This window comes from Streptacidiphilus sp. PAMC 29251 (genome assembly GCF_054208735.2).
In genome coordinates this window covers 8,676,315-8,701,625 of sequence record NZ_CM135725.2, presented here as the reverse complement: position 1 = coordinate 8,701,625, position 25,311 = coordinate 8,676,315, and the positions used below count along the sequence as shown (strand labels likewise).

The following is a 25,311-nucleotide window of genomic DNA, read 5'->3' as shown; positions in this document are numbered from 1 at the left end:
TGCGGGCCGGCTGAGCCGCCGACCGGCCCCGGGAGCCGGGGTTGCGGCCCCGCCGGGGGACGGAGAAGCTGGCAGTTACCTCTACCGCGTCGATCAGGAGTCGTGGCGATGGCCAGTTGGGAAGACGTACGCCGGATTGCCGCGGGGCTGCCGGGCACGAGCGAGGTGACCTCGCGCGGATCCGCCCAGTGGCGGGTCGGCAACAGGAACTTCAGCTGGGAGCGGGGGCTCCACAAGACGGATCTGGCAGCCCTCGGCGAGGCGGCACCGAAGGGGCCGATCCTGGGCGTGCGGGTGGCGGACCTGGGCGTGAAGGAAGCTCTGCTGGCCGATGACCCGGACGTCTACTTCACCATCCCGCATTTCGACGGCTACCCGGCGGTCCTGGTCCTGCTCGACCGGATCAAGGCCGCCGAGTTGCACGAGCTGATGGTCGAGGCCTGGCTGGACCGGGCGCCGAAGCAGTTGGCCAAGGCGTACCAGGAGCAGCATCCGAACGTGTCCTGAGCTGTCAGGTCGGGCACTGGCGCGGAGACTGGGCTTGAACAGGCTTACCGGGAGCGGGCGTTCTGGACAAGCCGGTTGACGATGGTCGCGGCCTGCTCCGGATGGCCGTCCAGCCACCCGGCGAGGTGCTCTTGGACGGCCTGCCCGACGCAGGCGCGCGCTGCGGCGTTTCCCAGCACGTCACGCGTGGAGCCCTCGAACTCGATCTGGTCGAGCTTCACCGACACGACCGCGGTCAGGCCCTCGCCGATGCGGTCGGCATCAAGGTCGGGGTCTGCTGTTGTCAACAACTGCCGCTCCCGTGCGTACGCGGTGAGGGCGGCCACCAGACCGTCGCGGAAGCCGCGCTCGTGGGTGCCGTCGCTGGTGGGCAGACTGTTGGCGAAGCCCCGGATCCGCTCCCCCGGGGAGCCACGCCACCGCAGGGCCGCCTCCATCGTCCCCGCCATCCGCGTGTCCTCCCGCTCGAAGCCGATGATGTGCGGATGAATGGGTGCCTCCTCCTGCTCGTCAAGGAAGGCGACCAAGTCCCGGGCCCCGCCCCGGTAGCGAAACCGCGACGACCGAGCGTCGTCCGGACGGCGCTGGTCGGTCAGTTGGATCTCCAAGCCCCGGTTCAGCGAAGCCAGTTCCCGGAAACGCTCGGCCAGCGCGTCGAACGAGTACTCCACGGTTTCGAAGATCTCGGCGTCGGGCCAGAAGGTGATGGTGGTCCCGCTTCCGGTCGAGGTCCCCGCCTCGGTGAGCGGGGTGACGGCCACGCCGCGCGCGTACTCCTGGACCCAGCGGGCTCCCCCGCGCCGCACTTCCGCCGTCAGCCGGCTCGACAGGGCATTGACGACGAAGGGGCCCACGCGGACGGGGCTGAGGTTCACGTCATCGCGATCGCCGGTCTCCATCCCGAACTGCAGGCGGGTCAGCTGGACTTGGAGGTCGGACGTGCCGATGCCCCCCGCCTCGTCGACGCCGACGCCCGGCCCGTCGTCGGCGATGCGCACGCCGCCATCGGACGTGAGGGTGATGTCGACGCAGTTGGCGTGGCCGGCCAGGACCTGGTTGACGGGCCGGTGGACGACCTCGAACAGCAGCTGACGCAGGCCGCGTTCACCGGTCGAGCCGACGTACATCCCGGGCCTCTTCCGGACTGCTTCCCAATCCTCAAGCACCTGCAGCCGGCTGGCGTCGTACGCGTTGGCGCCGTCACTCATGATGTCCCCTCCGAGGTGTCCAGCGGAGCTCCCCAGTTTAAGCGAAATCGTGGAAAACACCAGGTCAGACCATATTTGCCAGTCGCCTGGACGGGCGCCTGAGCGCCTGTCAGGAGGCGGTCGATCCCGGGGTCTCGAACTGCCGCCGGATCGCTGCGACGGGCCCGGCAAGGCCGCGTACGGCACTGTTCCCGGCGGCCCCGGGGTCACCAATTTTCGTCAGTTTTGCGCGCCCCGGAATTCCCGCGTGGGGAGGTCGCGCGCGTCAGTTGGCCGGTGGCGGTCCGTCACCGGCCGGGTCGCCGTGGTCGCCGAAACCGTGGTCGCCGTGATCGCCGCGGCTGCCGGCTTCTTCGGTGGGAGCGGCGGTGGGGGCGGTGGCGCCGTCGGCTGTTTTGAAGCCGGCCTTGTCGAGGGCCGACTGCAGCGAGGCGGCATAGCTCTTGCTGGTGAAGGTGGCGCCGCTGACGGTGTCGATGACGGCGCTCTGCTTGGTCAGGGCGCTCTGCCGCAGGGTGGGGATGGCGGCGCTGCTGATCTCCTCGGAGCGGGATTCGTTGCTGGGGATCTGCAGGGCCTTGACCTCGGTGATCTTGCCGTTCTTGATGGTGGCCTGGACCTGGGTGTTGCCGAACTGGGTAGTGATCGCGGAGCCGGTGGCGACGGTGGTGCCACCGCTGGTGGTGACGGTGGCCGGCTTGGCGGCCGAGCTGCTGGCGGCCACCGCGATGGATGCTTCGCTGGGTTTGAAGAGCAGCACGCTGGTGGTGCCGATGATGGTGGCGGCCAGGACGAGCGGGGCTCGGCGCATCGGTTCTCCCGTGGAGTGAGGGGTGTGGTGGGCTATGCGGGGTGCGGTCGGTGGTGAGGGGTGCGGGGGTCGGTGGTGGGCGGTGCTCAGAAGGAGAAGTCTTCGTAGTTGATCTGCTTGGGCGGGACGCCGGCCTTGCCGGCGGCCTCGATGACGCCGCGGGTGAAGGCGTCGGGTCCGCACACATAGAGGTCGCGGCGGGCGATGTCGGGGACCAGGCTCAGCAGAGCGGCGGCGTCCATGCGGATCTCCTGCCGGGGGCCGGTCAGCGGGTGGAGTCGGCCGGGGCGTCGGGCCAGGATCCGGGTGAACTCGTCGAGGTGGGCGATGTCGGCGTGGGTGCGTCCGCGCAGGAGCACCACGGCGTGGACGTCGGGCGGGAGTTCGTCGAGCAGGGCCCGGACCGGGGTGGTGCCCACCCCGGCGCCGATCAGCAGGACGTCCCTGGTGGTGGTGGCGCGGGTGTCGGCGGTGAAGACGCCGTAGGGGCCCTCGAAGGCGACCCGGGTGCCGGGGGCGAGTCGCGACAGCGCGGTGCTGTGGTCGCCCAGTTCTTTGACGGTGATCCGCAGTTGGCCGGCGGTGGGGGCGGCGGACAGCGAGTACGGGTGGGCCTGCCACCACAGTCCGCGGCGCAGGAAGCGCCACATCATGAACTGGCCTCCCGCTGCCGGGAGGGACTTCAGGTCGCGCCCGGTCATGGTGATGGCCCAGGTGTGGGGGCCGGCCGGGGTGATCTTCGCGATCCTGAGGTCGTGGCGCCAGGAGCGATACAGCGGGAGGACGATGCGGAAGGCGATGACCAGGGCGAGAGTGCCGAGCCACAGGGTGTACCACCAGGTCCGGGCGAGGGGGTGCACGATGAAGGGGGTCCCGGTGTCGACCTGGTGGATGAAGGACAGGCCCAGGCCCAGGTAGGTGTACAGGTGGATGGCCCACCAGGTCTCATAGGCGAGCTTGCGGCGGGCGCGGCGGTAGGAGGTGACGCCGGCCATCACCAGCAGGGCGGTGCCGACTGTGGCGGAGAGCACTCCGGAGTAGGTCCACAGCAGCTGCCAGATCTGGGCGAGCAGGCCGGTTTTGGCGGCGCGGGCGTACCCGAGGGTGATGAAGACCGCGTGGGCCACGATCAGGTACAGGCCCCAGGGGGCGAGGCGGCGGTGCCAGGCGGTCAGCCGGTCCTGGCCCAGGGTGCGTTCCAGGGGCGGTATCCGGGCGGACAGCAGCACGGTGACGATCATCGCGTATCCGGCGAGCATGCCGGTGACACGGCCGATCGCGGTCATCAGGCCGCCGGGCAGGGTCAGGTCGTGTGCGCTCTGCCCGGTGATCCCGAGGGCGAGCGAGATCCCCAGGCCCAGTCCGGTGGCGACGGCGAGCAGGTCGACGGCGAGTGGGCGCCCACGGGCCGGGAGCCGTCGCGGACCGGACCGGCGCGGACCGGACCGTTGTAGGCCGGACTGCTGTGGACCGGACCCGCGGGTACCGCCCCGTGGAAGGTTGCCGGATCGCTGGGCCCGGCCCTGCGCTGCGCGGGGTGCCGCCTGACGGGTACGGGTGCGGGGGGCGGTCATGGCAGCTCCGTGCTCTCGTCGGCCAGGGGGAAGCCGGTCGTGGTGTAGACGGTGCCCTCGTCCAGCACGGTCATGGCCTGGTAGCCGCGGCCGGGGAGGGTCTGGGTCCAGGCGGGGGCGTCGCGGCCCATGGCGAAGGCAGCGGTGGCGTAGGCGTCCGCGGTGCCCAGGTCGGGTCCGCACACGGTGACCGAGGCCGGTCCCTCGGGGGGTCGGCGGGTGTGCGGGTCCAGGATGTGGGCGCCGCGTTCGTAGCTGCCGGAGGTGGCCACGGCCAGGTCGGTGGCGTGGAGCACGGCCGCCAGCGCCCCGGGGTCGTGCGGGTGCTGGATGCCGATGCGCCAGGGCTCGCCCGGGGTGCGTCCGCCGCGGCAGGCGATGTCGCCGCCGGCCGAGAGGCAGAAGTCGGTCAGGCCGCGCGCGGTCAGCTCCTCCGCGGCGCGCTGCACGGCCCAGCCCTTGACCAGCGCGGAGGGGTCCAGGGTCCCGGCCGCCCACGCGTCGAAGTAACCGCGGGTCTCGCGGTTCAGCCGCTCGCACCGGTCCAGGACGGAGGCGACTTCGCGTCCCGCCTCCTGGACGGTGAGTTCACCCCGGTCGATGCGGCACACCGCGCTGTCCGGCCGGTAGGTGCTGTAGACGGCGTCGACCCGGTGCAGCCAGGCCACCACCTGCGTGATCCCCTGCTCGGCGGTCTCGGCCGCGCAGCCGCGCAGATCGATGGAGACCACGGTGCCCATCACCTCCTCGGTGTGGAGGTACCGCGACAGCGCCGACGACGGCACCGGCACCGCGCGCGGGCCGGAACCGCGGGCGGACCGGTTCTCTGGGTGGAGCGGCGACATGGTCATCGTGACGGTGGTCCTTGTCGGAGGAAGCAGGGGCACCGCCCTCACCTGGCGGATTGCCCTCACCGTGCCCGCCGCAGCTCTCAGAACGCTCTCAACGCCGCCGCCCCCGCGCGCCCCGACGACCGGAGCGGGCTGCCATCACCGACCCATCAAAAAAGCTCTGACCTGCGATGACGCTGGACGCCCAGGCGGCCGGGGCGGTCCGCGAGCGGTCCGCGGCAGGGCTCGCGGCAGCGAATGTCACAGCCGAATCACATCTGCGCCCGGTAGATGTGGACGCACTATGTACACACCATCCCCAGGCGCCGGGGCAGGCCCCGCCGACAGCGACGCCCCCTTGCTCCGGCCCGACGGCACCCCGGTGCGGGTGCTCGTGGTCGACGACGAGCCCGACATCACCGAGGTCCTGTGCGGCGCGCTGCAGGACGAGGGCTACGACGTCCGCCCCGCCGCGAACCGCGCCTCGGCCCTGCGCACCGCTGAGGACTTCCAGCCGGACGCGGTCGTGCTCGACATCATGCTTCCCGACGCCGACGGGTTCACCGTGCTGCGCGAGATCCGCGCCCGGCTGCCGCTGGTGTGCGTGCTGTTCCTCAGCGCCCGCGACGCGGTCGAGGACCGGGTCGCGGGCATCCGGGCCGGCGCCGACGACTACGTCACCAAGCCCTTCAGTCTGCAGGAGGTCACCGCGCGGCTGCACGGGCTGCTGCGCCGCTCCGGCGTTGCCCGCCCGGACACCGACCGGACCCTGCTGGTCGTCGGCGACCTGACCATGGACGAGGCCGCCCACGAGGTCACCCGCGGCGGAGAGATCATCGAGCTGACGCCCACGGAGTTCGAGCTGCTGAGACTGCTGGTGCAGAACCCCCGCGTGGTGCTGAGCAAGAGCGTGATCCTGGAGCGGGTCTGGTCCTATGACTACGGCGGCCGCGCGCACGTGGTCGAGCTGTACATCTCCTACCTGCGCAGAAAGATCGACACCGGCCGGCCGCCGATGATCTGCACCGTGCGCGGCGCCGGCTACGTCCTCAAGCCCGCCACCGCCTCATGACCGCCACGTATTCCGAGGGCTCGGCCGGCCGGCGCCGCATCCACCTCCCCCGCTTCGCCCGGCTGCGCCCGAGCACCCTTCGCGGCAAGCTGACCTGGGGGCTGGTCGTGCTGCTCGCGATCAGCTGTGCGACCGTCGGCCTGGCCCTCGTCCTCGCGGTGCGCGGCTACCTCACCGGCCAACTGGACCAGCAACTGGCCAGCGCCCAGGGACGCTTCCCGGGCACCCTGGAAATGATCACCAATGGCGGCCAGTACGACCCGGGCCACACCGACGGGCACGACCCGGACGCCGACACCCGGGGCCAGAGCGTGGGGACCTTCGGGGCCCGGATGTCCGCGGGCAAGGTCGCCGCGGCGGCGGTGGTGCGCCTGGCCGGCCAGGAGGTCGTCACCCTCACCCGCACCGACCAGGCCGACCTGTCCAAGCTGGCGGCGGACGGGCACGCGCACAGCGTCCGCCTGTCCGCGCTCGGCGACTACCGCCTCTACGCCACGACCGGCAAGGGCTCCGACCTCCTGATCACCGGGCTGCCGCTGGCGCCGGTCCAGGACACGGTCGACCAGCTGGCGCTGGTGGCCTCCACGGTCTTCGGAGGCGCTCTGGTGCTGACCGGTGTCGCCGGCGCCCTGTGGGTACGGCACTCCCTGCGGCCGCTGCGGGAGGTGGTGGCCACCGCCGCCGCCGTCACCACCCTGCGGCTCGACTCCGGCCAGGTCACCCTCCCGGCGCCGGCCGCCCCGGACAACCCCCGCAGCGAAACCGGCCAGGTCACCGCCGCACTGAGCCAGATGCTCGGCCACGTCCAGGATGCCCTGGCCAAGCGTCACACCAGCGAGGAACGGCTGCGCAGTTTCGCCGCCGACGCCAGCCACGAACTGCGCACACCGGTGGCCTCCATCCGCGGCCACGCCGAACTCGCGCTGCGCCGCCAGGACGCCGGTTCCGACCGGACCCGGCGCTCGCTGCAGCGCATCGCGGCCGAATCGACGCGGATGAGCGGCATCGTCGACGACCTGCTGCTGCTCGCCCGCCTGGACGCCGGGCGACCGCTGGAACGCGGACGGTCGACCTCAGCCGGCTCGTCCTCGACTGCGCCGAGGACGCCAGGGCGGCGGGGCCGGACCACGAGTGGACCCTGGACCTGCCGGAATCCCCGATCGAGATCACCGGAGACAGCCATCGACTCGCCCAGGCCATCGCCAACCTCCTCGCCAACGCCCGCCTGCACACCCCGCCCGGGACCAACGTCGCCGTCTGCCTGGAGCAGCGGCCGGACAGCCCCTGCGTCCTGACCGTCGCCGACGACGGCCCCGGCATCCCGTACGAGTTCCAGCACACCCTGTTCGAACGCTTCACCCGCGCCGACCGCCGCCACCCCGGACGCGAACCGGGCAGCACCGGGGCCGGACTGGGCCTGTCCATCTCCGCGGCCATCGCCGCCGCCCACCACGGCAATCTGACCCTGGCCAGCACCCCCGGCAGCACCGTCTTCACCCTGTTCCTGCCCCACGACGTCGGATGAGCGCCACGAATGTGCTTTCCAGCCCCCTCCGGCCGCCGCCGGCTCACTCCGTCCGCAGCGCGGTGGCGGTCCGGGCCTTGGCCGCCCAGCCGGCCGGGAGCAGGGCGCCGCAGATCGCGATCGCCACGCCGCCCGCCGCGAGCAGTACCAGCTCCGGCAGCCCGTAGACGTTCAGGATCTGGGACGGGGTTCCGCTGCCTGCTGCCCGCATCATCAGCGGGAGGATGAAGTCGTGCAGCGCCAGCCCGACCGGCACGCCGACCGCCCCGCCGACCAGCCCCGCCCCGGCGACCGAGGTCAGCACCTGGGCGACGGTCTGACCCGGCGTCATGCCGATGGCCTTGCACACGCCCAGGTCGTGGACCCGCTCCCGGGTGTCCAGGACCACCGAGTTGAGCACGCCGAGCCCGGCGACGGAGACCAGCATCAAGGTGAGCAGCACCGCCAGGGCGTCGAAGGCGAGGACGGTGGGGTTGACGTGTCCGGCCTGGTTGGCATCGACCCGGGCGTCGGTCGACTTCAGCGCCGTCCTCAGCCCGTTGACGTAGCCGGACACCGAGGTGCCGGGCTTGAGGATCACATCGTAGAAGTCGGGGTGCAGCTTCGGCTGGGCGGCGGCGAGGGTGGCCAGGTCGGTGTTGATGACCAGACCGGCGTTGCCGGGGTCGAAGTCCTCGCCGACGATCCGCACCGGCACCTGCACTCCCTGGTCGACCAGGGTGATGCTGTCACCGACCTTGTGTCCGGTGGTGTCGAGGAAGTGGGTCGGCACCACCACCTCGCCGGGGCCGTTGAACCAGCGTCCGGTGATCAGTGCGAAGGACTCGGGACTGGACGGCCCCTGGTAGAGCCGCACCTGGATCGCCCCGGTGCCCCCGGCCACGGTGACGGTGCTCTCGGTCTGCCCGATGACGGCAGCCGTGCCGGGCTGGGCCTGGATCGCGGCCAGTGTCTTCGCCGGATCCGGGTTGGTGTCCACGCCACCGCCACCGCCACCGCCTGCCGGTGCGGGCCCGGGGCCGCCCTTGGGCACGGGGCCGCCCTTGGGCACGGGGCCGGCCGGGCCGCCGGGGAAGCCCAGGAACACCGTGACCGGGATCTTCTGAGCGGGTTCCCGCGCCGCGGTCACCGCACTGGCGGAGGAGGTGAGTCCGATGGCGAAGGTCGCCGCCGTGGTGCCGAACAGCACCGCGGCCAGCAGCGCCGCCGAGCGGACCGGACGGGCGAAGGGCGAGGCGAGCCCCAGCGTCACCGCCCTGGGCAGCGGCAGCCGGGCGGCGAGCCGCTGGGCCCACTGGCCGCGTCCGCTGCGGGGCGCACGGCCGACCGCGAGCGCCTCGGTGGTACGCAGCCGGCCCGCCCGCAGGGCCGGCACCAGCGCCGCCAGGGCGACCAGGGCGAGAGCGGCGCCAGGGACCGCCAGGTCGATCCACCAGGCCACGCCCGGCGACCCGCCGCCGTACATCTGCCCGGCGTCGCTCATCAGCGGCATCGCCAGCAGATTGCCGAGGAGCACTCCGCCGACCGCCCCGATGCCGGAGGGCACCAGCGCCTGGGCCAGATAGGTCCGCACGACCTGACCCGGGGTCAGTCCGATGGCCTTGAGGATGCCGATCCTGCGGATCTGCGCGCCGACCGCCCCGCTCACCACACTGGCGATGATGATCACGGACATCAGCAGGCCCAGCACCCCGAAGGCCATCATCACCGGGACGAACAGCGCGGTGTTCTCGTCGGCCGCCAGCTTGACGTCGAGGTAGGACTGCGCGCCGACGATCGCGCCCGCCGGCAGCGCCGCGGCGACGGCGGCCCGGTCGGCGTTCAGCTCGGCCGTGGTGGCGGCGGAACTGAAGCGGTAGAGCATCTGCGCACCGGCGGCCGCCCCCGGCGCGCGTAGCGCGGCGATCTCCGCCGGGACGACCCAGCCGTCGGCGCTGTCGGTGACCGACGAGGCCAGGCCGACGATGGTCAAGGTGGGACTGCCGACGGCGGTGGAGGCCCTGATGGTGTGGCCGAGCGCGGTGTCGGGGGCGACCGAGTCCGCGTCCGTCGAGAGCACGATCTCCCCCGGCTTGGTCGCCCAGCGCCCGGACCTCAACAGGAGGTCGTCCACGCCACCGGTGGGAGCGGACCGGCCGACGATCGTCTCCGATTGCTGCATGTCCATCCCGCCGGGGCCGGGCGGGTCGATCTGCGCCGTCTGGTACGGGCCCGAGCTCGCGGTGACCCCCGGCAGCTGCGCGGTGGCGGCGATCCGGCCGGCGTCGGCGCGGCTCTCGTCGATCTGCGCGGTGAGCTGCGCGCCGTGCTGCTTGGCGAACGCGGTGTCGAACGGCGCCGAGGCGCTCACCATCAGCGCCCCGGCGACGACCGCGGAGGCCACCGCCATCAGCACGGACAGCGTCATCACCACGGTCTGCACCCGCCGCCGGCCGACCCGGCCCAGCCGGATCCGACGCCCACCACGACGGTCGCGGTTGCTGCGGAGCGGGCTCATCGCACGGCCTCCGCACTGCTGCTGCGGTCCACCGCGACGATCCCGTCGACCAGTTGGACCGTGCGCTCGGCGCAGGCCTCGGCCAGCGCCAGATCGTGGGTGACCAGGACCACGGTCTGACCACTGCGGTGCAGATCGACCAGCAGTTGTCGCACCTCGTGCCCTGACGCAGTGTCAAGTGCCCCGGTGGGCTCGTCCGCCAGCAGCAGCGCCGGGCGGTTGATCAGCGCCCGGGCGACGGCGACCCGTTGCCGCTCCCCGCCGGACAGCCGTCCCGGGTAGGCGCGGCCGTGCTTGGCGATGCCCAGCACCTCCATCAGCTCGGACGCCCGTTCCATCGCCTTGCCCCGGGCCGACCCGGCGAGTTGGGCCGGCAGCAGGATGTTGTCCACGACGGTCAGATCGTCCAGCAGGTTGAAGAACTGGAACACCATCCCGATCCGCTCCCGGCGGAACCGCGCCAGCGCCTTCTCGCCGAGGCCGTCGATCCGCAGACCGCCGACCGACACCCGGCCCTCGCTCGGTTTGTCCAGCCCCGCCACCAGGTTCAGCAGCGTCGACTTGCCGCTTCCGGAGGGGCCGGTGATCGCCACGGCCTCCCCCTCGGCGACGGCCAGGGTCAGCGGCCCCAGTGCCGGGGCCCCGGCGCTGTCGTACCGCTTGACCACGCCTTCCAGTTCGATCACATTCCCCATGGGTCCGTCCTTGTCCTCGTCGCTTCCCGGCCGGCGGCTGTTCCCCCGGCCTCAACGAAGTTATGAGCAGCCGGGGTTGGCCCGCGTCGGCCGTCGAACCGACCTTTCGTCGGCCGAGCGGAGGATCCCGCCGCGGGGTCATCCCTGCGATGTACTCCGCCCGGCGTCGAGGTGGGACACCGAGAGGGATGCGCAAAGCCGCGCACGGCTCCGAGAATGGCGGCATGGACATACTGCAAGGGCGCGAGCTGGGTCGACATGTGCGCGCGGTGCTCCGCCCCGAGGGGCAGCGGCCCATGCTGCCCCGTTGGTCGCTGCGGGCCGACCTGGTGGTCGCGGTGCTGGTGACGGTCGTGGTGCTGCTGTCGCTGCGGCACAGCGTGATCGGCTGGCAGGGCAGGCTGCCGATGCCGACCCCACCGCCGCTGGCCCCGCCGCCGCCCGGCCCCGGTCCTCGCCCCGTCCCCGACCCGTTCGGACTGCTGGCCCCGGTGGCGCCGGACGCCACGGACTATCTCGTCCCGGCGCTGGCCGGCCTGGCGCTGGCCGCACGGCGGAGGTTCCCGCTCGCCACCTTCTGGGTGGTGCTGATCGCCGTCGAGATCGCCTACTACATTCCCACCTTCGCCGCGGTGCTGGCCTGCGGCCTCGCCATCGGCGCGGTCGCCTTCCACGGCCGCGGTCCGGCCACCGTGATGGGCAGTCTCACACTGGGAGCGATCCTGGTCGCCGCGACCTTCCAGAACGCCGCGCCGAACCTGCGCGGGCTGCTGGTCCTGATGCTGGTCCTGGGCCTGCTCGGCAGTGCCGGACGGTTCTGGCGGCTGCGGCTGGCCGCCACCCAGCTGCGCTTCACCGAGCTGCAGCAGGAGCAGGAGGCCGCGATGCGCCGGGCCGTCGAGGAGGAACGGTCCCGGATCGCGAGCGAACTGCACGATGTGGTCACCCACAATGTGAGTGTGATGGTCATTCAGGCCGGGGCCGCACGAACGGTGTTGGACACCTCTCCCGAGCTGGCCAAGGAGGCGATGCTCGCGGTCGAGGCCGGCGGCCGGGCGGCGATGGCCGAACTGCGGCATGTGATGGGCCTGTTGGCAGTCTCCGGGACCGGACCGAGCCGGACGCCGGCCAACGGCCGTCCCTCCCCCGACGAACTCGAACCGCAGCCGGGGCTGGGCCAGCTCACCTCCCTGGTGCAACGGGTGCGCGGCGCCGGGCTGCCGGTCACCGTCTCCGTCTCGCTGCCACCCCAACCGCTGCCCTCCGGAACCGATCTGACGGCCTATCGGGTGGTCCAGGAGGCCTTGACCAACACCATCAAGCACGCCGTCGGGGCCGCGTCCGCCATCACCATCGACCACGACGAGGACGCGCTGACCATCGAGGTCGTCGACACCGGCGGCACCCCCGGGGTGCAGTCCCTGTCCGGCAACAGCCGTGGCCTGCTCGGCCTGCGCGAACGCCTGGCCGTCTACGGCGGCACGCTTGACGCGGGGCGTACGATCGGCGGCGGCTACCGGATCAAGGCCCGAATCCCATGGAGCACCACGTGAGTCAACCGCCCCTGCGTGCCGTGATCGCCGACGACCAGGCGCTGGTCCGCACCGGTTTCCGGATGATCCTCGCCGCCGACGGCATCGAGGTGGTCGGCGAGGCGGTCAACGGCGCGGACGCCGTCGCCACGGTCCGGCGCACCAGGCCGGACGTGGTGCTGATGGACATCCGGATGCCGGAACTGGACGGCCTGGAGGCCACCCGGCAGATCATGGCGAGCAGCACGGCGGGCGGCCTGGCGGGCGGCCTGGCGGGCGGGGACACCAGCGACGGCACGGACGGCACCAAGGTGCTCATCCTCACCACCTACGACCTGGACCACTACGTCTACGCCGCCCTCACCGCCGGCGCCAGCGGCTTCCTGCTCAAGGACGTCACCCCGGAGCACCTGGTGGCCTCGGTCCGCCTGGTCCGCTCCGGCGACGCCCTGCTCGCCCCGACCATCACCCGCCGGCTGATCGAGCGCTTCGCTCCGCGCGACGAGGCCAGGTCCACCGTGCACCGCGACCTGTCCGAGCTGACGCCCCGCGAACTGGAGGTGCTGCGGCTGCTGGCCACCGGCCTCAGCAACGCCGAGCTGGCCGAGCGGCTCACCCTCAGCGCGACCACGGTGAAGACCCATGTGGCCCGCATCCTCTCCAAGCTCGGCCTGCGCGACCGGGTCCAGGCCGTGGTGCTCGCCTATGAGACCGGTCTGATCTCCCCGGGCACGCCGTCCGAACGCGGATAGCCGCTCACCCCTCGCGTCCCTCGGGAGGAGGCCGCTAGCCGACGAATTCCTGGGTGCCGAGGACCGCGAGCAGCGCCAGGCGTTCGGCGTCCTCGGTGTCGGGCTCAGCCGTGTAGATCATGATGCGCAGGTCGCTGCCGGCCACACTCAGCACGTCGCAGTCCAGCGTCAGAGCGCCCACCTGCGGGTGGTCGATGGTCTTGCGTGCGGCCTCGGGCCGGCCCACGGCTCCGGAATCCCAGTGCTCGGCGAAGCGGGCACTGTTCGCGCGCAGGTCGGCGACCAGCCGCCGCACCCGTTGGTCCGCCGGATACCGGCTCGCCGTCGCCCGCAACGCGGAGACCTGCGAGACCTCCAGCGCACGCTGGGACTGCGGGGTGTGCCGGACCCGGCGGTTGCCCGAGCCGAGGAAGTTGCGCCACACCGCGTTGCGCTCGCTGCCGTGGAACTGACCCATCATCGCCGTGTACAGCGGGTTGGCCAGCAGCAGCGTCCAGGCCGCGTCGGAGACCGCGACGGGCGTGGCGGTCAGCCGGTCCAGCATCCGCTGAACGCTCGGGGTGATGAAGGCGGGCACCGTGCCCTGCCCCGGCGGCACCAGCCCGGCGACGTGGAACAGGTGGTCGCGCTCGGCCGCGGACACCCGCAGGGCCCGGCCCAGGGCCTCGACGACCTGCTCCGACGGGTTGGTCGCCCGGCCCTGTTCGAGCCGGGTGACATAGTCGACCGAGATCCCGGCCAGCAGGGCGAGCTCCTCGCGGCGCAGCCCGGCCGCCCGGCGGTGGCCGCCGACCGGCAGGCCCGCCGCCTCCGGGGAGACCCGGTCGCGCCAGCGCCGCACCGTGTGCCCGAACTCCGTGGTCGCCATGTCACCACTGTGCACCGCCGCGCCCGGATCGTCCTGGTACTGGCAGTCCCAGGAAAATGGGACGCCTGGCTGACCACGCGACTTCGCAGCATCGTGGAGGCATGACAACGACACTGATCACCGGAGCGAACAAGGGTCTCGGCTTCGAGACCGCCCGCCGGCTCGTCGCCGCGGGCCACACCGTCTTCCTCGGCAGCCGGGACGCCGAACGGGGCCGCCGGGCCGCCGAGCAGCTGGGCGCGCGGGCGGTCCAGCTCGACATCACCGACGACGCGTCCGTGCAGGCCGCGGTGAAGGTGGTCGAGGCCGCCGGCGGCCTCGACGTACTGATCAACAACGCCGGCGTCGAGGAGCGGGGGGACGGCAATGCGGTGATCGGCGCCGCGGACGTGACCGCCGACCTGATGCGGCAGACCTTCGACACCAATGTCTTCGGCACGGTGCGGGTCACCCACGCGTTCCTCCCGCTGCTGCGGCGTTCCGCCGCCGCGGTGGTGGTCAATGTCAGCAGCGGCCTGGCCTCGCTGACCGAGGTCACCACCCCGGGCACCCCGAGGTACACCTACCCGGGCGTGGCCTACCCGGCGTCCAAGGTCGCGGTCAACATGCTCACCGTGCAGTACGCGAAGGCGTTCCCGGAGATGCGGATCAACGCGGTGGAGCCCGGCTTCACCAAGACCGACCTGAACGGCAACACCGGCGTGCAGACCGTCGAACAGGGCGCCGAGATCATCGTCCGGATGGCCCAGACCGCCCCCGACGGCCCCACCGGAGGCTACTTCGACGCCGAGGGCCCCCTTCCCTGGTAACCGTCAGGGGAGCTTGACTGCCAGGAGGTCGGTGGTGATGATCTCCGGGGTGGTGGCGAACATGGTGGGGGCGATCTCCCTCAGCACGACGGCGATCCTGCCGTTGTAGTGGGCGGTGCGGCCCTCCTCGTCCGCGAAGGTGTCGAAGATCCCGAACACGGTCGGGCTCTCCTTGAAGGCGAACCAGGTGATCGTGCCCTGCTCCTCGCGGGCCAGTTGCAGGGCGTCCCGCAGTGCGGCCTCCACCTGGTCGGCGTACTCGGGCAGGGCCTCGATCCGGACCCGGAAACCTACCTGCGCCATCGTGTGCTCCATCCTGATCGTGCGGTCGGAATCCGTCTGTTCGGCCGACCACCACGAAACTATGGGCTGCGCGTCCGGTCGATCAGTGGCGCATCCGGCAGATCCGATACCGTTTCCGCCATGCGTGTAGCTGTGCTCGTCCTCGACGGCGTCTTCGACTCAGGGCTGGCCGCGGTCCTGGACATCCTGCGGTGCGCCAATGAGCTGCGGGAGCGGCTGCCCCAGCCGCCACCGCCCTGGCAGGTCACCATGGTCGGTTTCACCGACACCGTCCGCACCGGCGGCGGACTCGCCGTCAGCACCGCCCCCGTCGCCGAGGCCGAGGACTGCGATCTGCTGCTGGTCCCCGCCGTGGCCGAACGGCGCCCCGAGGAACTGGTGGCGTACTTGTCCGGCCCCGCCTCCGCCCCGGCGCGCGAGCTGCTGGTCCGGGCCCGCGACCGGCGCACGCCCATCGCCTCGGCCTGCGCCGGCACCTTCCTGCTGGCCGAGGCGGGCATCCTGGACGGCCTGAACGCCACCACCACCTGGTGGCTCGCTCCGCTGTTCCGGCGGCGCTACCCGCGGGTGACGCTCGATCAGAACCGGATGGTGACCAGCTGCGACGGCGTCACCACCGCCGGCGCCGCCTTCGGGCACGTCGACCTGGCGCTGACCCTGGTCCGCCGGAGCAGCCCCGCGCTGAGCGATCTGGTCGCCAACTACCTGGTGATCGACGAACGGCCCTCCCAGACCGCCCACACGATGATCGGCACGCTGGCCGCCGCCGACCCCACCGTCGCCGCGTTCGAGCGCTGGGCCCGCGACCATCTGCACCAGCCGCTGAGCGTCAGGGACGCCGCCCGCGCCCTCGGCGTGAGCGAGCGCACCCTGCAACGCACCACCCGCGCCGTGCTCGGGACCTCCCCCGTCCGCTTCGTCCAGGACCTGCGCATCGAGCAGGCCACCCACCTGCTGCGCAGCACCGACCACACGATGGAGGCGATCGCCCGACGCGTCGGCTACGAGAACGCCAACACCCTGCGCGTCCTGCTCCGCGACCGCACCGGCACCACCGCGGGCCAGTACCGGCGCAGCTGAGGTGGTCGGTCGCCGTTGAGGTGGTCGGCGCCGGCGCAGCTGACCTGATCGGTGCCGGGCCGTGAGATCCTGGCGCGATGACGCAGGCGTTCGGTGTGGTGGAGTTCCAACTGGTGCTGCTGCGGCGGATGGCCGACTTCCAGCCGGGCCTGGTGGAGCGGGCGCGCAGCGGGCTCGGCTTCTCGGCCGGGGAGATGCGCCAGGTCAACGCCGACTGGCAGCGCTTCGTCCGGTCGAAGCGGGCGCCGCGCGGAGTGGCCCGCTGGGTGGCGGTGCTCGGGCCGCAGCTGTCGGTCCGTGAGCAGCGCACCGGCGATCTCACCTGCCTGCTGCACCACTGGTCCCTGCCGCTGTGGCCCGAGCTGCGCTTCGAGGCCGTCGAAGGGCCCGGCGGCGGAGTCTGGCAGGAGTGGCTGGTGCGCGCGCCGGAGACGCACCCGCCGGCCGTGCCCGCGTCCGGCGAGCTCGCGCCGTGGCAGTACGTGGTCAGCGATCTGGAGCAGCTGTTCCCCGACGTCAAGCACCTGCCGGAGGACGCGGCCAACCGCTGGGTCAGCCGGTTCGCCCTCCCCGACGAGGACGGCGTCCCGCACTACCGCAAGGCCCGGTTCGTCTACGGGCTGCTGCAGGAGGTGTTGGCGGTCGACTGACGCCGACCCCAGTGGCACACAGCACAGGGAGCGCAGCGGCGGTGGCTCCGGTGCAGACTGGTGGGCATGCCTGAACTGCCGGAGGTCGAGTCCCTCACCCGGTTCCTGGCCGAGCATGTGGTCGGCCGTCCGGTCGCCCATGTGTACCCGCTGGCCATCAATGCGCTGAAGACCTACGACCCGCCGCCGAGCGCGCTCGAGGGCCGGGTGTTCGAGAGCGTGACCAGGCGCGGCAAGTTCCTCGACTTCGAGGTCGGCGGTCTGCATCTGGTCATCCATCTGGCCCGGGCTGGCTGGATCCGCTGGAACGACGCGCTCCCGGAGGCGCCGCCGCGTCCGAGCAAGGGTCCGCTTGCCCTGCGGGTACGGCTGGGCGAACCCGACGGGGCGGGCTTCGACGTCACCGAGGCCGGCACCCAGAAGCGGCTGGCGGTCTATGTGGTCCGGGATCCGCAGGAGGTGCCCAGGGTCGCCAGACTCGGCCCCGATCCGCTCTCCGAGGCCTTCACCCTCGCCGCGTTCACCGAGTTGCTGCACCGCGAGCGCCGGCAGATCAAGGGCATGCTGCGCGACCAGGGCGTGATCGCCGGGATCGGCAACGCCTACTCCGACGAGATCCTGCACGTGGCCCGGATGTCCCCGTTCAAGCCCGCCGCCAACCTCTCCGAGGACGAGACCGCCCGCCTCTACGCGGCGATCGGCACGACGTTGAACGACGCGATCGAACGATCCAAAGGGCTGCCGCTCAGGGATCTCAAGGCCGAGAAGAAGAGCGGGCTGCGGGTCCACGGCCGGACCGGGCAGCCCTGCCCGGTCTGCGGGGACACCGTCCGCGAGGTGTCCTTCAGCGATTCGTCGCTGCAGTACTGCCCCACCTGCCAGACCGGGGGCAAGCCGCTCGCGGACCGGCGGCTGTCCCGGCTGCTGAAGTAGACCCGCCCCGAGTGGATCAATCCGCCCGTCCCAGCGAGCGGAGCGCGGGGGCGGCTGCGAGGCTTGACCTGAGTGGGGGTCAGCACGCCGAACGGAGCGCTCCGCATGTCACAGACCGGCTGGACCAACACCCTCCCGAGCCCGGGCGCGGCGGCGGAGTGGCTGCCGGCGCTGGACGTCCCGGAACCGGGAGAGCAGTCACGGCTCACCGTGCTGCTGCGCTGGCTGCTGCTGATTCCGCAGTTCATCGTGCTGTGGCTGCTGGGGATCGCGGCGTTCTTCGTAGTGATCATCGGCTGGTTCGGCGCGCTGCTCACCGGACGGCTGCCCGAGTTCGCGGCCCGGTACCTGACCGGCTTCCTTGGCTACCAGACCCGGGTCAGCGGCAGCGCGATGCTGCTGGTGGACCGCTATCCGCCGTTCGCGCTGCGGCCCACGGCCGAGTACCCGATCCAGGTGGAGGTACGGCCGGGTGAGCTGAACCGGCTGGCGGTGTTCTTCCGGCTGCTGCTGGTGATCCCGGCGGGGATCGTGCAGAGCCTGCTCAGCACCGGCTGGCTCGCCCTGTCGTTCTTCCTCTGGCTGGTGGTGCTGGTGCTGGGCCGGATGCCGCGGCCGATGTTCGAGGCGACGGCGGCGGTGCTGCGCTTCAGCATGCGGGTCACCGCCTATCTGATGATGCTCACCTCGGCGTATCCCAAGCGGCTCTTCGGCGACGACTCGGACGTGGCGCTCGGCGCGGTGCCCGGCAGTGCGTCCGGGGCCTACTCGGCCACCCGGCCGCTGCTGCTCAGCGGCGCCGGCAAGGGGCTGCTGGTGCTGCTCCTGGTGGTGGGGCTGGTCAGCGGAACGGTCGAGAACATCGCCACTGACAACGGCATGGACAACAACAACAGCGACAACAGCAGCGCTGCTTCCTCCGCCCGTTGAGACCGGAGGAAGCAGCGCCGGGCGCCGCCCTGGTCAGACGGACTTCTGGTAGGAGCGGAAGGTGCGCAGCGACAACCAGACCGCGAAGCCGGCCAGCAGCAGGGTCCAGCCGCCGTGGCTGAGCACCGACCACCAGTCCGCGTCGGCGGACATGGCCGCACGGCTGGTCTCCAGGGCCCAGTTGACCGGGTTGAACCGGGCCACCACCTGCATCCAGTGCGGCATCAGGCCCGGCGGCATGAAGGCCGAGGAGAGGAAGGTCAGCGGCAGCAGCAGAAAGGCGTTGATGCCGATGATCGACTCCCGTTCCCGCACCAGCATGCCCAGCGCGTTGGAGAACGCCCCGAAGATGGTGCCGAGCGCGGAGGACACCAGGACCAGGATCAGCAGTCCGAGCGCCCCGCCGGGGTAGTGCGCACCGCCCGCCCAGCCGAGCAGGATGATGATCACTGACTGCAGCGCGAGGAGACAACGGCACTGGAGCGTCCTGGTCGCGATGATGACCGCGCTCTGGTGCGCAAGCGTCGCCATAGGCCACTACTGGGTGCCCGACAGCTGGGCGCAGGCCCTCCGCGGCAGCATGGTCGTCCCCCTGGCATGGGCCTGTTCCGCTCTCGCGAACAAGCGCCGGGCCAAGCGCCGCCAGCACTCCCCGTTTCCTTCGGAACAGCAACCGCGCTGACCCCGCCCCGCGCGCACAACCCGGCAGGCAGGCGCACGCTGGAGGTAGGCGAGCAGCGGAGGTGCACGATGAGCGGCAATGTGCCAGAGCCAGGATTCGGGCCCATGCTGATCCGATTCCGAGAGTCATACGACTATGGCGAAGGACTCGTACAAGAGGCCGGAGGCTTCGTGAAGGTCATTGCTGGATGGGTGATCTACCAGCCATTCGATGGGCCGACGTGCTACATCCCCTCGGACGTCATCCAGTGGGTGCATGAGGACCGCACCTGATCACCGTGGCGTCCATTTGGCTTGGTACTCCGTCGCCGCGGCGGACGATCGGGTGCGCGACCTCGACATTGCCCCCACTGCCTGCAACCGCAGGTGGCGGGGGCTTTTTGTCTTACACCGACGGCGGGGTGCCGTACACCGAGACCCAGCGCGACCCGAGCAGCACCAGGTCGGCGATCTCCACCGGCTTCCCGGTGGCCTGGTCGTAGTACGTCCGCTCGACCACCATCACGGGAACGCCTGGTGCGACGCCGAAGCGGGTCGCCTCGGCCCTGGTGGCCGTCCGCGCCCGGACTCGCTCGACCGGTATGCCGACGTCGATACCCAGGATCGCCATCCGGTCAGCCACACCGATACCGGCATGCGGTCCGGCCTCCGGCAGGACGACCAGGCTGGATCCGGTGATGGCCATCGGCTCCCAGGACTCGGCGAGCATCGCCGGCCGCTCGGCCGCGACGTAGGTGTACACGGTGTGCATGACCGCGTCGCCCGCCTCGATGCCCAGGCGCGCGGCTACCTGCTCGGTGGCCGCGGCGGTCTGGGACTCGTGCTTCCAGTAGGCCTCGACGCCCTGCTCGGCGAGGGTGGCCTCGGTGGGCGAGCCGGACCCGGCGGGTGCGCGCGGGTAGTGGATCAGTTCGGTCGCCGGTTCCTGGGAACGGACGTAGTGCCCGGCGCCGGGTCGGGAGACGACCAGGGCCTCGTCGACGAGGACGGCATAGGCGCGCTGGCCGACCGTGCCGCTGTACCCGAACTCGGCGCTCAGCTCGGTGAGGGAGGGGAGGCGCGCGCCGGGTACGAGTGCGCCGGTTGTGATGCGTTCCCGCAGTGCTTCGGCGACCTGCAGGTATGGCGGTGTGGCGTCATCCTCGGTCATGTCGACTCTCCCTAGCACGGTGCGGTGGTGATGACAGAGTATCGGCACACCCGCTACCGTATTGGCACGGTTACATCGTGCTAGCAGAGGGGTGGCTATGCAGCTCAGCGACCGAGCGGTCCAGCTCCGTGCCGCCCTGGAGAGCGCCGCCGACGCGCCCGCCGAGGTGACCGAGATCGGCCCGACCCGCATCCGGATCGCAGCACCCATCCGCGCCCGCCTGCCCCACCGGCAGTACCAGGACGCGTTAACCGCAGTCCAGCAGGGCGACGACTGGGGCACCAGCGGCATCACCGGCACGGTCACTGTCTGGGCCGAAGTCAGCCAGCCCGGAAGGACAGCACCATGATGATCGCGACCGTCAGGCACTGCAGCTACTGCCCGGACCCGACCGCAGGCACCCTGGTCCGCCTCGACCCCGACGATCGAACATCGCCGCTCGTCGCGCTCGACCACCCGGCCTGCTACCGGCAGCACATACGGCTCCTGCGGGCGATCCAAGCCGCAGCCGACGCGATCCTGGCGACACTGCCGTGACCCGGCCGAGGATCCGCATCCCCGAGCCCACCGGCACCGCACCCGGGTACTGCCATCGGTGCGGATCCTGGGGTGCGGCCAACCGCATCGTCCGGGAGATCCACAGCGACTCCGGTGCCGGCGGAACCGTCGTGGCGTGCGTCGGCAAGTGCAAGCGGAAGATCCCGCCGAGTACGACGACTCGGACGTACCAGCTCTGAACTCCCGCCTGGCCGTTGAACCCCCTTCGGCCGGGCGGGGCAACACCACCGTCCGGGTGGGTCATGCTCCCCAGCGGCACCCGGACGGTGTCCAACAACCGCCCGTACCCAGTGAAAAGTCTGGGAGGCCACGGGTACGGGCGGTGCCGACCGGCCCCGGCGCTGTGCTCGTATCCAGCGCCGGGGCCCTCGCCATGTACGAGGAGACCAGCGTGGACGACGAGTACCGCTTTACCAAGGAGGAAATGGACCACCTCCAGTGGATCCACGCCCACCCGCGGCCGGACATCGACCTGCTCGGCCCGTGCCCGGACTGGTGCAAGGGCCGCCCGCACGAGATCCAGGGAGACGTGGCGTCCGAGCAGGACCACACCTCCGAGGTGATGATCTCCCTGGAGGTGGAAGTCGGGGTTCCCACTATTTCCTGGAAGCCACTCGGCCCCCACTCGTTGCTGGGCACGGAGATCGTATGGACTCCGTTCGCGGACACCCTGGCCCGTCGCGGGATCTGCGGCCTGGTCTACCTCGACGGGGACGACGCCCCGGCCGAGATGACCCCGGACCAGATCCGGACCCTGGCCGACCACCTCATCCCCCAGGCTGGTCGCCTCCGGGAGTTCGCCGACCTGCTTGACAGCCTGCGCGTCGAGGACATGCCCGACCAAGGCACCCCGGCACCGCCGACGTGGACCGACGACTGGGAGCCGGGAATCTAGCCCGTAGGCTGCGCGCGGGGGTCCTGGCCAAGGTCGAGCAGGGCCCCCGCCCTCGACACAGTCGAACACTAGGTAACGGCTCGGTCGTACTCCGTAGTCACCAGCCGACGCACTGACACGCTGTGCCCCAATCACTCTCTGGGAGACCAACGTGCAATACCGCATCGTCGCGGCCACAGCAGTCACCGCAGCCGCGCTCGCACTGGCCGGCTGCAACACCAAGACCGGCACTGCCGCCTCCCCACCGCGCCTCTCGATCAGCACGGCTCCCGTGAGCACCTCCGCCAGCCCGCCGCCGAGCAGCGCCAGCCCGAAGACCGGCACGCTGCCCAACCTTGTCGGCAAGGGCTTACAGAGCGCCCAGGACACCGCCCAGGCGGCCGGCTTCGACACGCTGAAGTCGCACGACGCCCTCGGCCGCGACCGGCACCAGATCCTCGACCGGGGTTGGAAGGTCTGCACCCAGACGCCCGCTCCTGGCACCAGGTCCACGGATGCCACCGTCGACCTCGGCGCCGTCAAGACCGACGAGACCTGCCCGCAGCATGACGCGGGCACCTCCACCCCGAAGGCCGGCACCACGATGCCGAACTTCCACGGCAAGGCCGTCTCGGCCGCGCGGGACGCGCTCCCGTCGGACACCTCATTGTCGGTCGGCGATGCTTCCGGTCAGGGCCGGATCGTGATCATCGAGTCGAACTGGCAGGTCTGCTCGCAGTCGCCGGCGGCTGGTACGAAGCTGACCGGGCAGCCCGTGTCCTTCAAGGCCGTCAAATTCGGCGAGGCCTGCCCGTAGGAGCTCCTGCTTCGACTGGGATCTACTCGTTCGTCGGCTTAGTGACGGCACCGGACTGCGCCTCCTGGTCCTCGGTCTGTTCCTCGTCTTCTTCGCCGTCCTCGTCGGTCGCCGTCTCAGCATCAGGAGGCCAGGTGCTTTTTGCCGACTTCGCGTTGAGCAGGGGCTTCACGGCATCGTCGACCTGGCGCCTGCCGGACTGGACGGAGAAGCTTCGCTCCACAACGACAACGTCCCACCATGTCGTCACGGCGACCGTCGCGACGACGCGGGGCGGTGCTTCCTCGTAGACATCTACCTCGACCTCATGAGGCCCGGAGGATGTGGCTGGCCGCACATGAACTGAGCGGCCCCCGTATACGTTCATGGCTCCATGGTGAACCGCACCTGGCATGCCTGCCATCCGTGGCGCAACAGGCTGCTGCCGTAGCCATCCGGCGGCCACTCCTTCGAGTAACGGAATCCGCGAGTGTCACACAGAAGACAGCGCCCTTTCGATACTGTCCACAGGCATCGCCGGTCGGATAGTGCGTCATGGCATGGCAGGCTGGGGATACTGACCTATGGAGGTGACGGGGCATGGCGTATTCCACGCAGATGGCTGCGGCGCTGTCCGGTGCCACCACAGGCCAGATCCGCAGCTGGCGGACGGATCGCGGCAAGGGCCACTTCCTTGCACCCGAGCTCTCAAGCCGGCCCCGTGCCATCTACTCCTTCCGTGATGTGCTCGCCCTACGGGCGTTCGCGAAGCTGCGTCAGGACTTTTCGCTCCAGGCCCTGCGCGCCGCAGTAGACAACCTGCGCCAGCTCGGCGAACTTGACCACCTGTCGGCGTACAGGCTTGTCTCGGACGGCAAGTCCATCGCCCTGTGCGGCGACGACGAACACGCCACCGACCTCTTGAGGCAGCCCGGCCAGCGCGTGATCGCCACCCTTGCGGACATCTTCGAGCCGTTCGCACCCCGGGCCGGCGTCGTCGTGCCGCATCTGCTGCGACCCTACGAGCATGTCTCCGTCGACCCCGAAACGCAGGGAGGCCAGCCCGTCATCCATGGCACTCGAGTGCCATCGGACGAGATCGCCGCCCTGATCCGCGACGGTGTCCCACCAGAGCGCATCGCCGACTACTACCCGTCGGTCACCGCAGCAGCAGCCCGCGATGCCCAGAGTTTCGCGGCCTACGTCGACAGCTACGCCCCAGGAGGACGCGCCGCTTAATGCGCATACTCGTCGACGAGAACTCCGCCGTACAGCTGCTCGACGTCCTCGGGTTCTTACTCCCCCGCCATCAGATCGACCACGTCACACGCATCGGTTGGTCAGGCAAGAAGGACATCCCGCTGCTACGGGATGCGGCCAAGAAGGGTTATGACGTCTTCCTCACCCGGGACAAGGCACAGCTAGAGAACCCCGACGAGACGAAGGCCATCATGAAAGCAAAGATCCACCATGTCCGATATAGCCAGACCGTAGACGGCGTTGTCGGGGTGGGCCTGTCAATGGGCGCGATTGCAGCTGCGATGCCCATCGTGATGTCCGAGTTGGAGGCAGCGGACAGCCAGCGGCTTGTTCGCATCTCGCGCCTGGAGCATGCGCCGAAGTCTCGCTTCGAGATGCAGGACCCCCGCAAGCACAAGCCGAAGTACTGGCACCCCTGACGCGAGCCGTACCGGCTGCCACGCGGTGGGCTGCGGCGCAGACTCGGGTGCCTCTGGCGCTTCGCGGCGGCGGTGAGGTCGAACCGGCCGAGCAGCTCGTCCGCGCGACGGTTCAGCTCGGCACCGCGCATGCCGTAGAGGCGGCCCTGCAGCAGCAGGTTCTCGCGCCCGGTGGCGACCGGGTCGGCGCCGGAGCGCTGGGCGACCACGCCGATGGCGCGACGCACCCGGGCCGGGTCGGCGGCGACGTCGATCCCGGCGACGGTGGCGCGGCCGCTGTCGGCGGCGGCGAGGGTGGTGAGGATCTTGACGGTGGTGGACTTGCCGGCGCCGTTGGGGCCGAGCAGGCCGAAGACGATGCCGGGCTCGACCGAGATGCTGAGCCCGTCGAGCGCGCGGACCGGCTCGTTGCGGCCCTTGACCTGGTACGTCTTCACCAGGTCGGCGGCCTGGACGGCGGGGGTGCGGGTGGTGGCTGCCCTGGTTGCGGGCGGGGCGGGGCTGGTCATGGCGGTGCTGTCCCTTCGTTCGTTGATCGTTCCGCTACTGATCAGCGACTGGGGACTCGGGCTACGATGGACGGTGTGAGTGCCTCGTAGGTGCCGAGCCTTGTTGTCGCAAGTCGGTGCCGAGGTTCCTGGCCCCGCCCGGTGTTGTCGCACCTGGGCGGGGTTTTTCGTTCAGTTCTCTTCGAGCGCGAGCCACTCCTCGGGGGCGTGGCCGGTGGCGTGGTACTGCCGCCAGCCGTCCATTCCGCTGAGCGAGCCGTCGGCCATGCCCGCGAGCAACTGCCTGGTCCACTCCGCCTCGGCGGTCGTCATCGCGAGGCTGTACTCGCCCTCGATGAGGAACACCCTGGGCAGCGTTCGGCCCAACTCGGGGAGCAGCGCCCGATGTTCGGCGATGTGGACCTCCAGCACGGCGAGCCGCGTCTCGAGCAGCGACTGGGCCTCGTCCGGCGGCAGCACTCCCATCAGCGAGAGCGCGGCCTCGTAGC

The 25,311-nt window shown here is 71.0% G+C and carries 25 protein-coding genes and 3 pseudogenes; 15 read left to right on the top strand and 13 right to left on the bottom strand.

The annotated features are described in order from the left end of the window. Positions 1 to 108 precede the first annotated feature (108 nt). Positions 109 to 507 (top strand): MmcQ/YjbR family DNA-binding protein, encoded by a 399-nt coding sequence (locus tag ACXKR8_RS41210; protein ID WP_458269635.1) that lies wholly within the window; start codon positions 109 to 111, stop codon positions 505 to 507. Positions 508 to 551: 44 nt separating this feature from the next. On the opposite strand, the gene ACXKR8_RS41205 is transcribed toward ACXKR8_RS41210, so the two are convergent. From ACXKR8_RS41205 to ACXKR8_RS41190, 4 genes are all read right to left on the bottom strand, one after another. After that, a complete protein-coding gene (locus tag ACXKR8_RS41205) occupies positions 552 to 1,715 on the bottom strand; it encodes a DNA gyrase subunit B (protein ID WP_458269634.1) in 1,164 nt (387 codons plus the stop codon). Between the two features lie 265 nt (positions 1,716 to 1,980). Then, positions 1,981 to 2,526: an FMN-binding protein gene (locus ACXKR8_RS41200; protein WP_458269633.1), complete on the bottom strand. Its 546-nt coding sequence runs from the start codon at positions 2,524 to 2,526 to the stop codon at positions 1,981 to 1,983. 86 nt (positions 2,527 to 2,612) lie between these two features. Beyond that, entirely contained in the window at positions 2,613 to 4,100 is a 1,488-nt protein-coding gene (locus ACXKR8_RS41195) for a ferredoxin reductase family protein (protein WP_458269632.1), read from the bottom strand. After that, the gene (locus tag ACXKR8_RS41190) at positions 4,097 to 4,951 is read right to left on the bottom strand and encodes an FAD:protein FMN transferase (protein WP_458269631.1); all 855 of its coding nucleotides are present in this window, start codon (positions 4,949 to 4,951) and stop codon (positions 4,097 to 4,099) included. The genes ACXKR8_RS41195 and ACXKR8_RS41190 overlap by 4 nt, the downstream gene beginning before the upstream one ends. A 283-nt stretch (positions 4,952 to 5,234) precedes the next feature. Here ACXKR8_RS41190 and ACXKR8_RS41185 point away from each other — a divergent pair, with 283 nt between their 5' ends. Together ACXKR8_RS41185 and ACXKR8_RS41180 are read left to right on the top strand one after the other, a co-directional pair. Next, the gene (locus ACXKR8_RS41185) at positions 5,235 to 6,002 is read left to right on the top strand and encodes a response regulator transcription factor (RefSeq protein WP_458269630.1); all 768 of its coding nucleotides are present in this window, start codon (positions 5,235 to 5,237) and stop codon (positions 6,000 to 6,002) included. After that, positions 5,999 to 7,527, top strand: a pseudogene (locus ACXKR8_RS41180) (sensor histidine kinase). Before ACXKR8_RS41185 ends, ACXKR8_RS41180 begins: the two are co-directional and overlap by 4 nt. Positions 7,528 to 7,570: 43 nt before the next feature. Here ACXKR8_RS41180 and ACXKR8_RS41175 read toward each other — a convergent pair. Both ACXKR8_RS41175 and ACXKR8_RS41170 read right to left on the bottom strand, forming a co-directional pair. Then, positions 7,571 to 10,024 (bottom strand): ABC transporter permease, encoded by a 2,454-nt coding sequence (locus ACXKR8_RS41175; RefSeq protein ID WP_458269628.1) that lies wholly within the window; start codon positions 10,022 to 10,024, stop codon positions 7,571 to 7,573. Next, entirely contained in the window at positions 10,021 to 10,719 is a 699-nt protein-coding gene (locus ACXKR8_RS41170; protein WP_458269627.1) for an ABC transporter ATP-binding protein, read from the bottom strand. Before ACXKR8_RS41170 ends, ACXKR8_RS41175 begins: the two co-directional genes overlap by 4 nt. Before the next feature lie 224 nt (positions 10,720 to 10,943). On the opposite strand from ACXKR8_RS41170, the gene ACXKR8_RS41165 reads away from it, so the two are divergent. Both ACXKR8_RS41165 and ACXKR8_RS41160 read left to right on the top strand, forming a co-directional pair. After that, positions 10,944 to 12,272 carry a sensor histidine kinase gene (locus ACXKR8_RS41165; protein ID WP_458269626.1) on the top strand — a complete coding sequence of 443 codons (1,329 nt, stop codon included), beginning with the start codon at positions 10,944 to 10,946 and terminating at the stop codon, positions 12,270 to 12,272. After that, a complete protein-coding gene (locus ACXKR8_RS41160; protein WP_458269625.1) occupies positions 12,257 to 13,003 on the top strand; it encodes a response regulator in 747 nt (248 codons plus the stop codon). Before ACXKR8_RS41165 ends, ACXKR8_RS41160 begins: the two co-directional genes overlap by 16 nt. A gap of 34 nt (positions 13,004 to 13,037) precedes the next feature. Here the strand turns inward: ACXKR8_RS41160 and ACXKR8_RS41155 are convergent, their stop codons facing one another. Continuing rightward, positions 13,038 to 13,871: a helix-turn-helix transcriptional regulator gene (locus ACXKR8_RS41155; protein ID WP_458269624.1), complete on the bottom strand. Its 834-nt coding sequence runs from the start codon at positions 13,869 to 13,871 to the stop codon at positions 13,038 to 13,040. A gap of 101 nt (positions 13,872 to 13,972) precedes the next feature. Here ACXKR8_RS41155 and ACXKR8_RS41150 point away from each other — a divergent pair, with 101 nt between their 5' ends. Then, entirely contained in the window at positions 13,973 to 14,680 is a 708-nt protein-coding gene (locus ACXKR8_RS41150; protein ID WP_458269623.1) for an SDR family oxidoreductase, read from the top strand. 3 nt (positions 14,681 to 14,683) lie between these two features. On the opposite strand, the gene ACXKR8_RS41145 is transcribed toward ACXKR8_RS41150, so the two are convergent. Further along, positions 14,684 to 14,983, bottom strand: coding sequence for a putative quinol monooxygenase (locus ACXKR8_RS41145; RefSeq protein ID WP_458269622.1), 300 nt, complete (start codon positions 14,981 to 14,983; stop codon positions 14,684 to 14,686). Between the two features lie 120 nt (positions 14,984 to 15,103). Here ACXKR8_RS41145 and ACXKR8_RS41140 point away from each other — a divergent pair, with 120 nt between their 5' ends. The 4 genes from ACXKR8_RS41140 to ACXKR8_RS41125 all read left to right on the top strand — a co-directional run bounded on the left by ACXKR8_RS41140 (position 15,104) and on the right by ACXKR8_RS41125 (position 18,576). Continuing rightward, on the top strand, positions 15,104 to 16,063 hold the full coding sequence (locus ACXKR8_RS41140) for a GlxA family transcriptional regulator (RefSeq protein WP_458269621.1): 960 nt from the start codon (positions 15,104 to 15,106) through the stop codon (positions 16,061 to 16,063). 77 nt (positions 16,064 to 16,140) lie between these two features. Further along, positions 16,141 to 16,713, top strand: coding sequence for a hypothetical protein (locus ACXKR8_RS41135; protein WP_458269620.1), 573 nt, complete (start codon positions 16,141 to 16,143; stop codon positions 16,711 to 16,713). A 66-nt stretch (positions 16,714 to 16,779) separates the two neighbouring features. Continuing rightward, on the top strand, positions 16,780 to 17,646 hold the full coding sequence (locus ACXKR8_RS41130) for an Fpg/Nei family DNA glycosylase (RefSeq protein WP_458269619.1): 867 nt from the start codon (positions 16,780 to 16,782) through the stop codon (positions 17,644 to 17,646). A gap of 105 nt (positions 17,647 to 17,751) precedes the next feature. Next, the gene (locus ACXKR8_RS41125; RefSeq protein WP_458269618.1) at positions 17,752 to 18,576 is read left to right on the top strand and encodes a DUF4389 domain-containing protein; all 825 of its coding nucleotides are present in this window, start codon (positions 17,752 to 17,754) and stop codon (positions 18,574 to 18,576) included. A 33-nt stretch (positions 18,577 to 18,609) separates the two neighbouring features. On the opposite strand, the pseudogene ACXKR8_RS41120 reads toward ACXKR8_RS41125, so the two are convergent. Beyond that, a pseudogene (locus tag ACXKR8_RS41120) lies at positions 18,610 to 19,038 on the bottom strand (ABC transporter permease); the annotation flags it as partial. A gap of 604 nt (positions 19,039 to 19,642) precedes the next feature. Continuing rightward, positions 19,643 to 20,407: a GntR family transcriptional regulator gene (locus ACXKR8_RS41115; RefSeq protein WP_458269617.1), complete on the bottom strand. Its 765-nt coding sequence runs from the start codon at positions 20,405 to 20,407 to the stop codon at positions 19,643 to 19,645. A 97-nt stretch (positions 20,408 to 20,504) separates the two neighbouring features. Between ACXKR8_RS41115 and ACXKR8_RS41110 the strand changes: the two genes are divergently transcribed. From ACXKR8_RS41110 to ACXKR8_RS41095, 4 genes are all read left to right on the top strand, one after another. Beyond that, complete coding sequence (locus ACXKR8_RS41110; RefSeq protein ID WP_458269616.1) at positions 20,505 to 20,756, top strand: hypothetical protein; 252 nt, start codon at positions 20,505 to 20,507, stop codon at positions 20,754 to 20,756. Then, a complete protein-coding gene (locus ACXKR8_RS41105) occupies positions 20,753 to 20,944 on the top strand; it encodes a hypothetical protein (RefSeq protein WP_458269615.1) in 192 nt (63 codons plus the stop codon). Before ACXKR8_RS41110 ends, ACXKR8_RS41105 begins: the two co-directional genes overlap by 4 nt. Before the next feature lie 364 nt (positions 20,945 to 21,308). Further along, a complete protein-coding gene (locus ACXKR8_RS41100) occupies positions 21,309 to 21,860 on the top strand; it encodes a DUF6907 domain-containing protein (protein ID WP_458269614.1) in 552 nt (183 codons plus the stop codon). A 151-nt stretch (positions 21,861 to 22,011) separates the two neighbouring features. Further along, on the top strand, positions 22,012 to 22,656 hold the full coding sequence (locus ACXKR8_RS41095; RefSeq protein WP_458269613.1) for a hypothetical protein: 645 nt from the start codon (positions 22,012 to 22,014) through the stop codon (positions 22,654 to 22,656). 22 nt (positions 22,657 to 22,678) lie between these two features. Here ACXKR8_RS41095 and ACXKR8_RS41090 read toward each other — a convergent pair whose 3' ends face one another. Beyond that, complete coding sequence (locus ACXKR8_RS41090; protein WP_458269612.1) at positions 22,679 to 23,023, bottom strand: hypothetical protein; 345 nt, start codon at positions 23,021 to 23,023, stop codon at positions 22,679 to 22,681. 212 nt (positions 23,024 to 23,235) lie between these two features. On the opposite strand from ACXKR8_RS41090, the gene ACXKR8_RS41085 reads away from it, so the two are divergent. Beyond that, positions 23,236 to 23,874, top strand: coding sequence for a DUF433 domain-containing protein (locus ACXKR8_RS41085; RefSeq protein WP_458269611.1), 639 nt, complete (start codon positions 23,236 to 23,238; stop codon positions 23,872 to 23,874). Positions 23,875 to 24,370: 496 nt separating this feature from the next. On the opposite strand, the pseudogene ACXKR8_RS41080 reads toward ACXKR8_RS41085, so the two are convergent. Next, positions 24,371 to 24,823: pseudogene (locus ACXKR8_RS41080) on the bottom strand (ATP-binding cassette domain-containing protein); the annotation flags it as partial. A gap of 171 nt (positions 24,824 to 24,994) precedes the next feature. Then, positions 24,995 to 25,288, bottom strand: a complete 294-nt coding sequence (locus ACXKR8_RS41075; protein ID WP_458269610.1) for a hypothetical protein — start codon at positions 25,286 to 25,288, stop codon at positions 24,995 to 24,997. Positions 25,289 to 25,311: the final 23 nt, after the last annotated feature.

What these genes read in the sequence shown, in the direction of transcription:
- ACXKR8_RS41125 (WP_458269618.1), top strand. Translation starts at nt 17,752, where the DNA reads ATGTCACAGACCGGCTGGACCAACACCCTCCCGAGCCCGGGCGCGGCG.
- ACXKR8_RS41105 (WP_458269615.1), top strand. Translation starts at nt 20,753, where the DNA reads ATGATGATCGCGACCGTCAGGCACTGCAGCTACTGCCCGGACCCGACC.
- ACXKR8_RS41140 (WP_458269621.1), top strand. Translation starts at nt 15,104, where the DNA reads ATGCGTGTAGCTGTGCTCGTCCTCGACGGCGTCTTCGACTCAGGGCTG.
- ACXKR8_RS41150 (WP_458269623.1), top strand. Translation starts at nt 13,973, where the DNA reads ATGACAACGACACTGATCACCGGAGCGAACAAGGGTCTCGGCTTCGAG.
- ACXKR8_RS41190 (WP_458269631.1), bottom strand. Translation starts at nt 4,951, where the DNA reads ATGACCATGTCGCCGCTCCACCCAGAGAACCGGTCCGCCCGCGGTTCC.
- ACXKR8_RS41170 (WP_458269627.1), bottom strand. Translation starts at nt 10,719, where the DNA reads ATGGGGAATGTGATCGAACTGGAAGGCGTGGTCAAGCGGTACGACAGC.
- ACXKR8_RS41175 (WP_458269628.1), bottom strand. Translation starts at nt 10,024, where the DNA reads ATGAGCCCGCTCCGCAGCAACCGCGACCGTCGTGGTGGGCGTCGGATC.
- ACXKR8_RS41160 (WP_458269625.1), top strand. Translation starts at nt 12,257, where the DNA reads ATGGAGCACCACGTGAGTCAACCGCCCCTGCGTGCCGTGATCGCCGAC.
- ACXKR8_RS41205 (WP_458269634.1), bottom strand. Translation starts at nt 1,715, where the DNA reads ATGAGTGACGGCGCCAACGCGTACGACGCCAGCCGGCTGCAGGTGCTT.
- ACXKR8_RS41155 (WP_458269624.1), bottom strand. Translation starts at nt 13,871, where the DNA reads ATGGCGACCACGGAGTTCGGGCACACGGTGCGGCGCTGGCGCGACCGG.
- ACXKR8_RS41075 (WP_458269610.1), bottom strand. Translation starts at nt 25,288, where the DNA reads ATGGGAGTGCTGCCGCCGGACGAGGCCCAGTCGCTGCTCGAGACGCGG.
- ACXKR8_RS41085 (WP_458269611.1), top strand. Translation starts at nt 23,236, where the DNA reads ATGGCGTATTCCACGCAGATGGCTGCGGCGCTGTCCGGTGCCACCACA.
- ACXKR8_RS41135 (WP_458269620.1), top strand. Translation starts at nt 16,141, where the DNA reads ATGACGCAGGCGTTCGGTGTGGTGGAGTTCCAACTGGTGCTGCTGCGG.
- ACXKR8_RS41210 (WP_458269635.1), top strand. Translation starts at nt 109, where the DNA reads ATGGCCAGTTGGGAAGACGTACGCCGGATTGCCGCGGGGCTGCCGGGC.
- ACXKR8_RS41200 (WP_458269633.1), bottom strand. Translation starts at nt 2,526, where the DNA reads ATGCGCCGAGCCCCGCTCGTCCTGGCCGCCACCATCATCGGCACCACC.
- ACXKR8_RS41195 (WP_458269632.1), bottom strand. Translation starts at nt 4,100, where the DNA reads ATGACCGCCCCCCGCACCCGTACCCGTCAGGCGGCACCCCGCGCAGCG.
- ACXKR8_RS41165 (WP_458269626.1), top strand. Translation starts at nt 10,944, where the DNA reads ATGGACATACTGCAAGGGCGCGAGCTGGGTCGACATGTGCGCGCGGTG.
- ACXKR8_RS41110 (WP_458269616.1), top strand. Translation starts at nt 20,505, where the DNA reads ATGCAGCTCAGCGACCGAGCGGTCCAGCTCCGTGCCGCCCTGGAGAGC.
- ACXKR8_RS41130 (WP_458269619.1), top strand. Translation starts at nt 16,780, where the DNA reads ATGCCTGAACTGCCGGAGGTCGAGTCCCTCACCCGGTTCCTGGCCGAG.
- ACXKR8_RS41115 (WP_458269617.1), bottom strand. Translation starts at nt 20,407, where the DNA reads ATGACCGAGGATGACGCCACACCGCCATACCTGCAGGTCGCCGAAGCA.
- ACXKR8_RS41090 (WP_458269612.1), bottom strand. Translation starts at nt 23,023, where the DNA reads ATGAACGTATACGGGGGCCGCTCAGTTCATGTGCGGCCAGCCACATCC.
- ACXKR8_RS41185 (WP_458269630.1), top strand. Translation starts at nt 5,235, where the DNA reads ATGTACACACCATCCCCAGGCGCCGGGGCAGGCCCCGCCGACAGCGAC.
- ACXKR8_RS41145 (WP_458269622.1), bottom strand. Translation starts at nt 14,983, where the DNA reads ATGGCGCAGGTAGGTTTCCGGGTCCGGATCGAGGCCCTGCCCGAGTAC.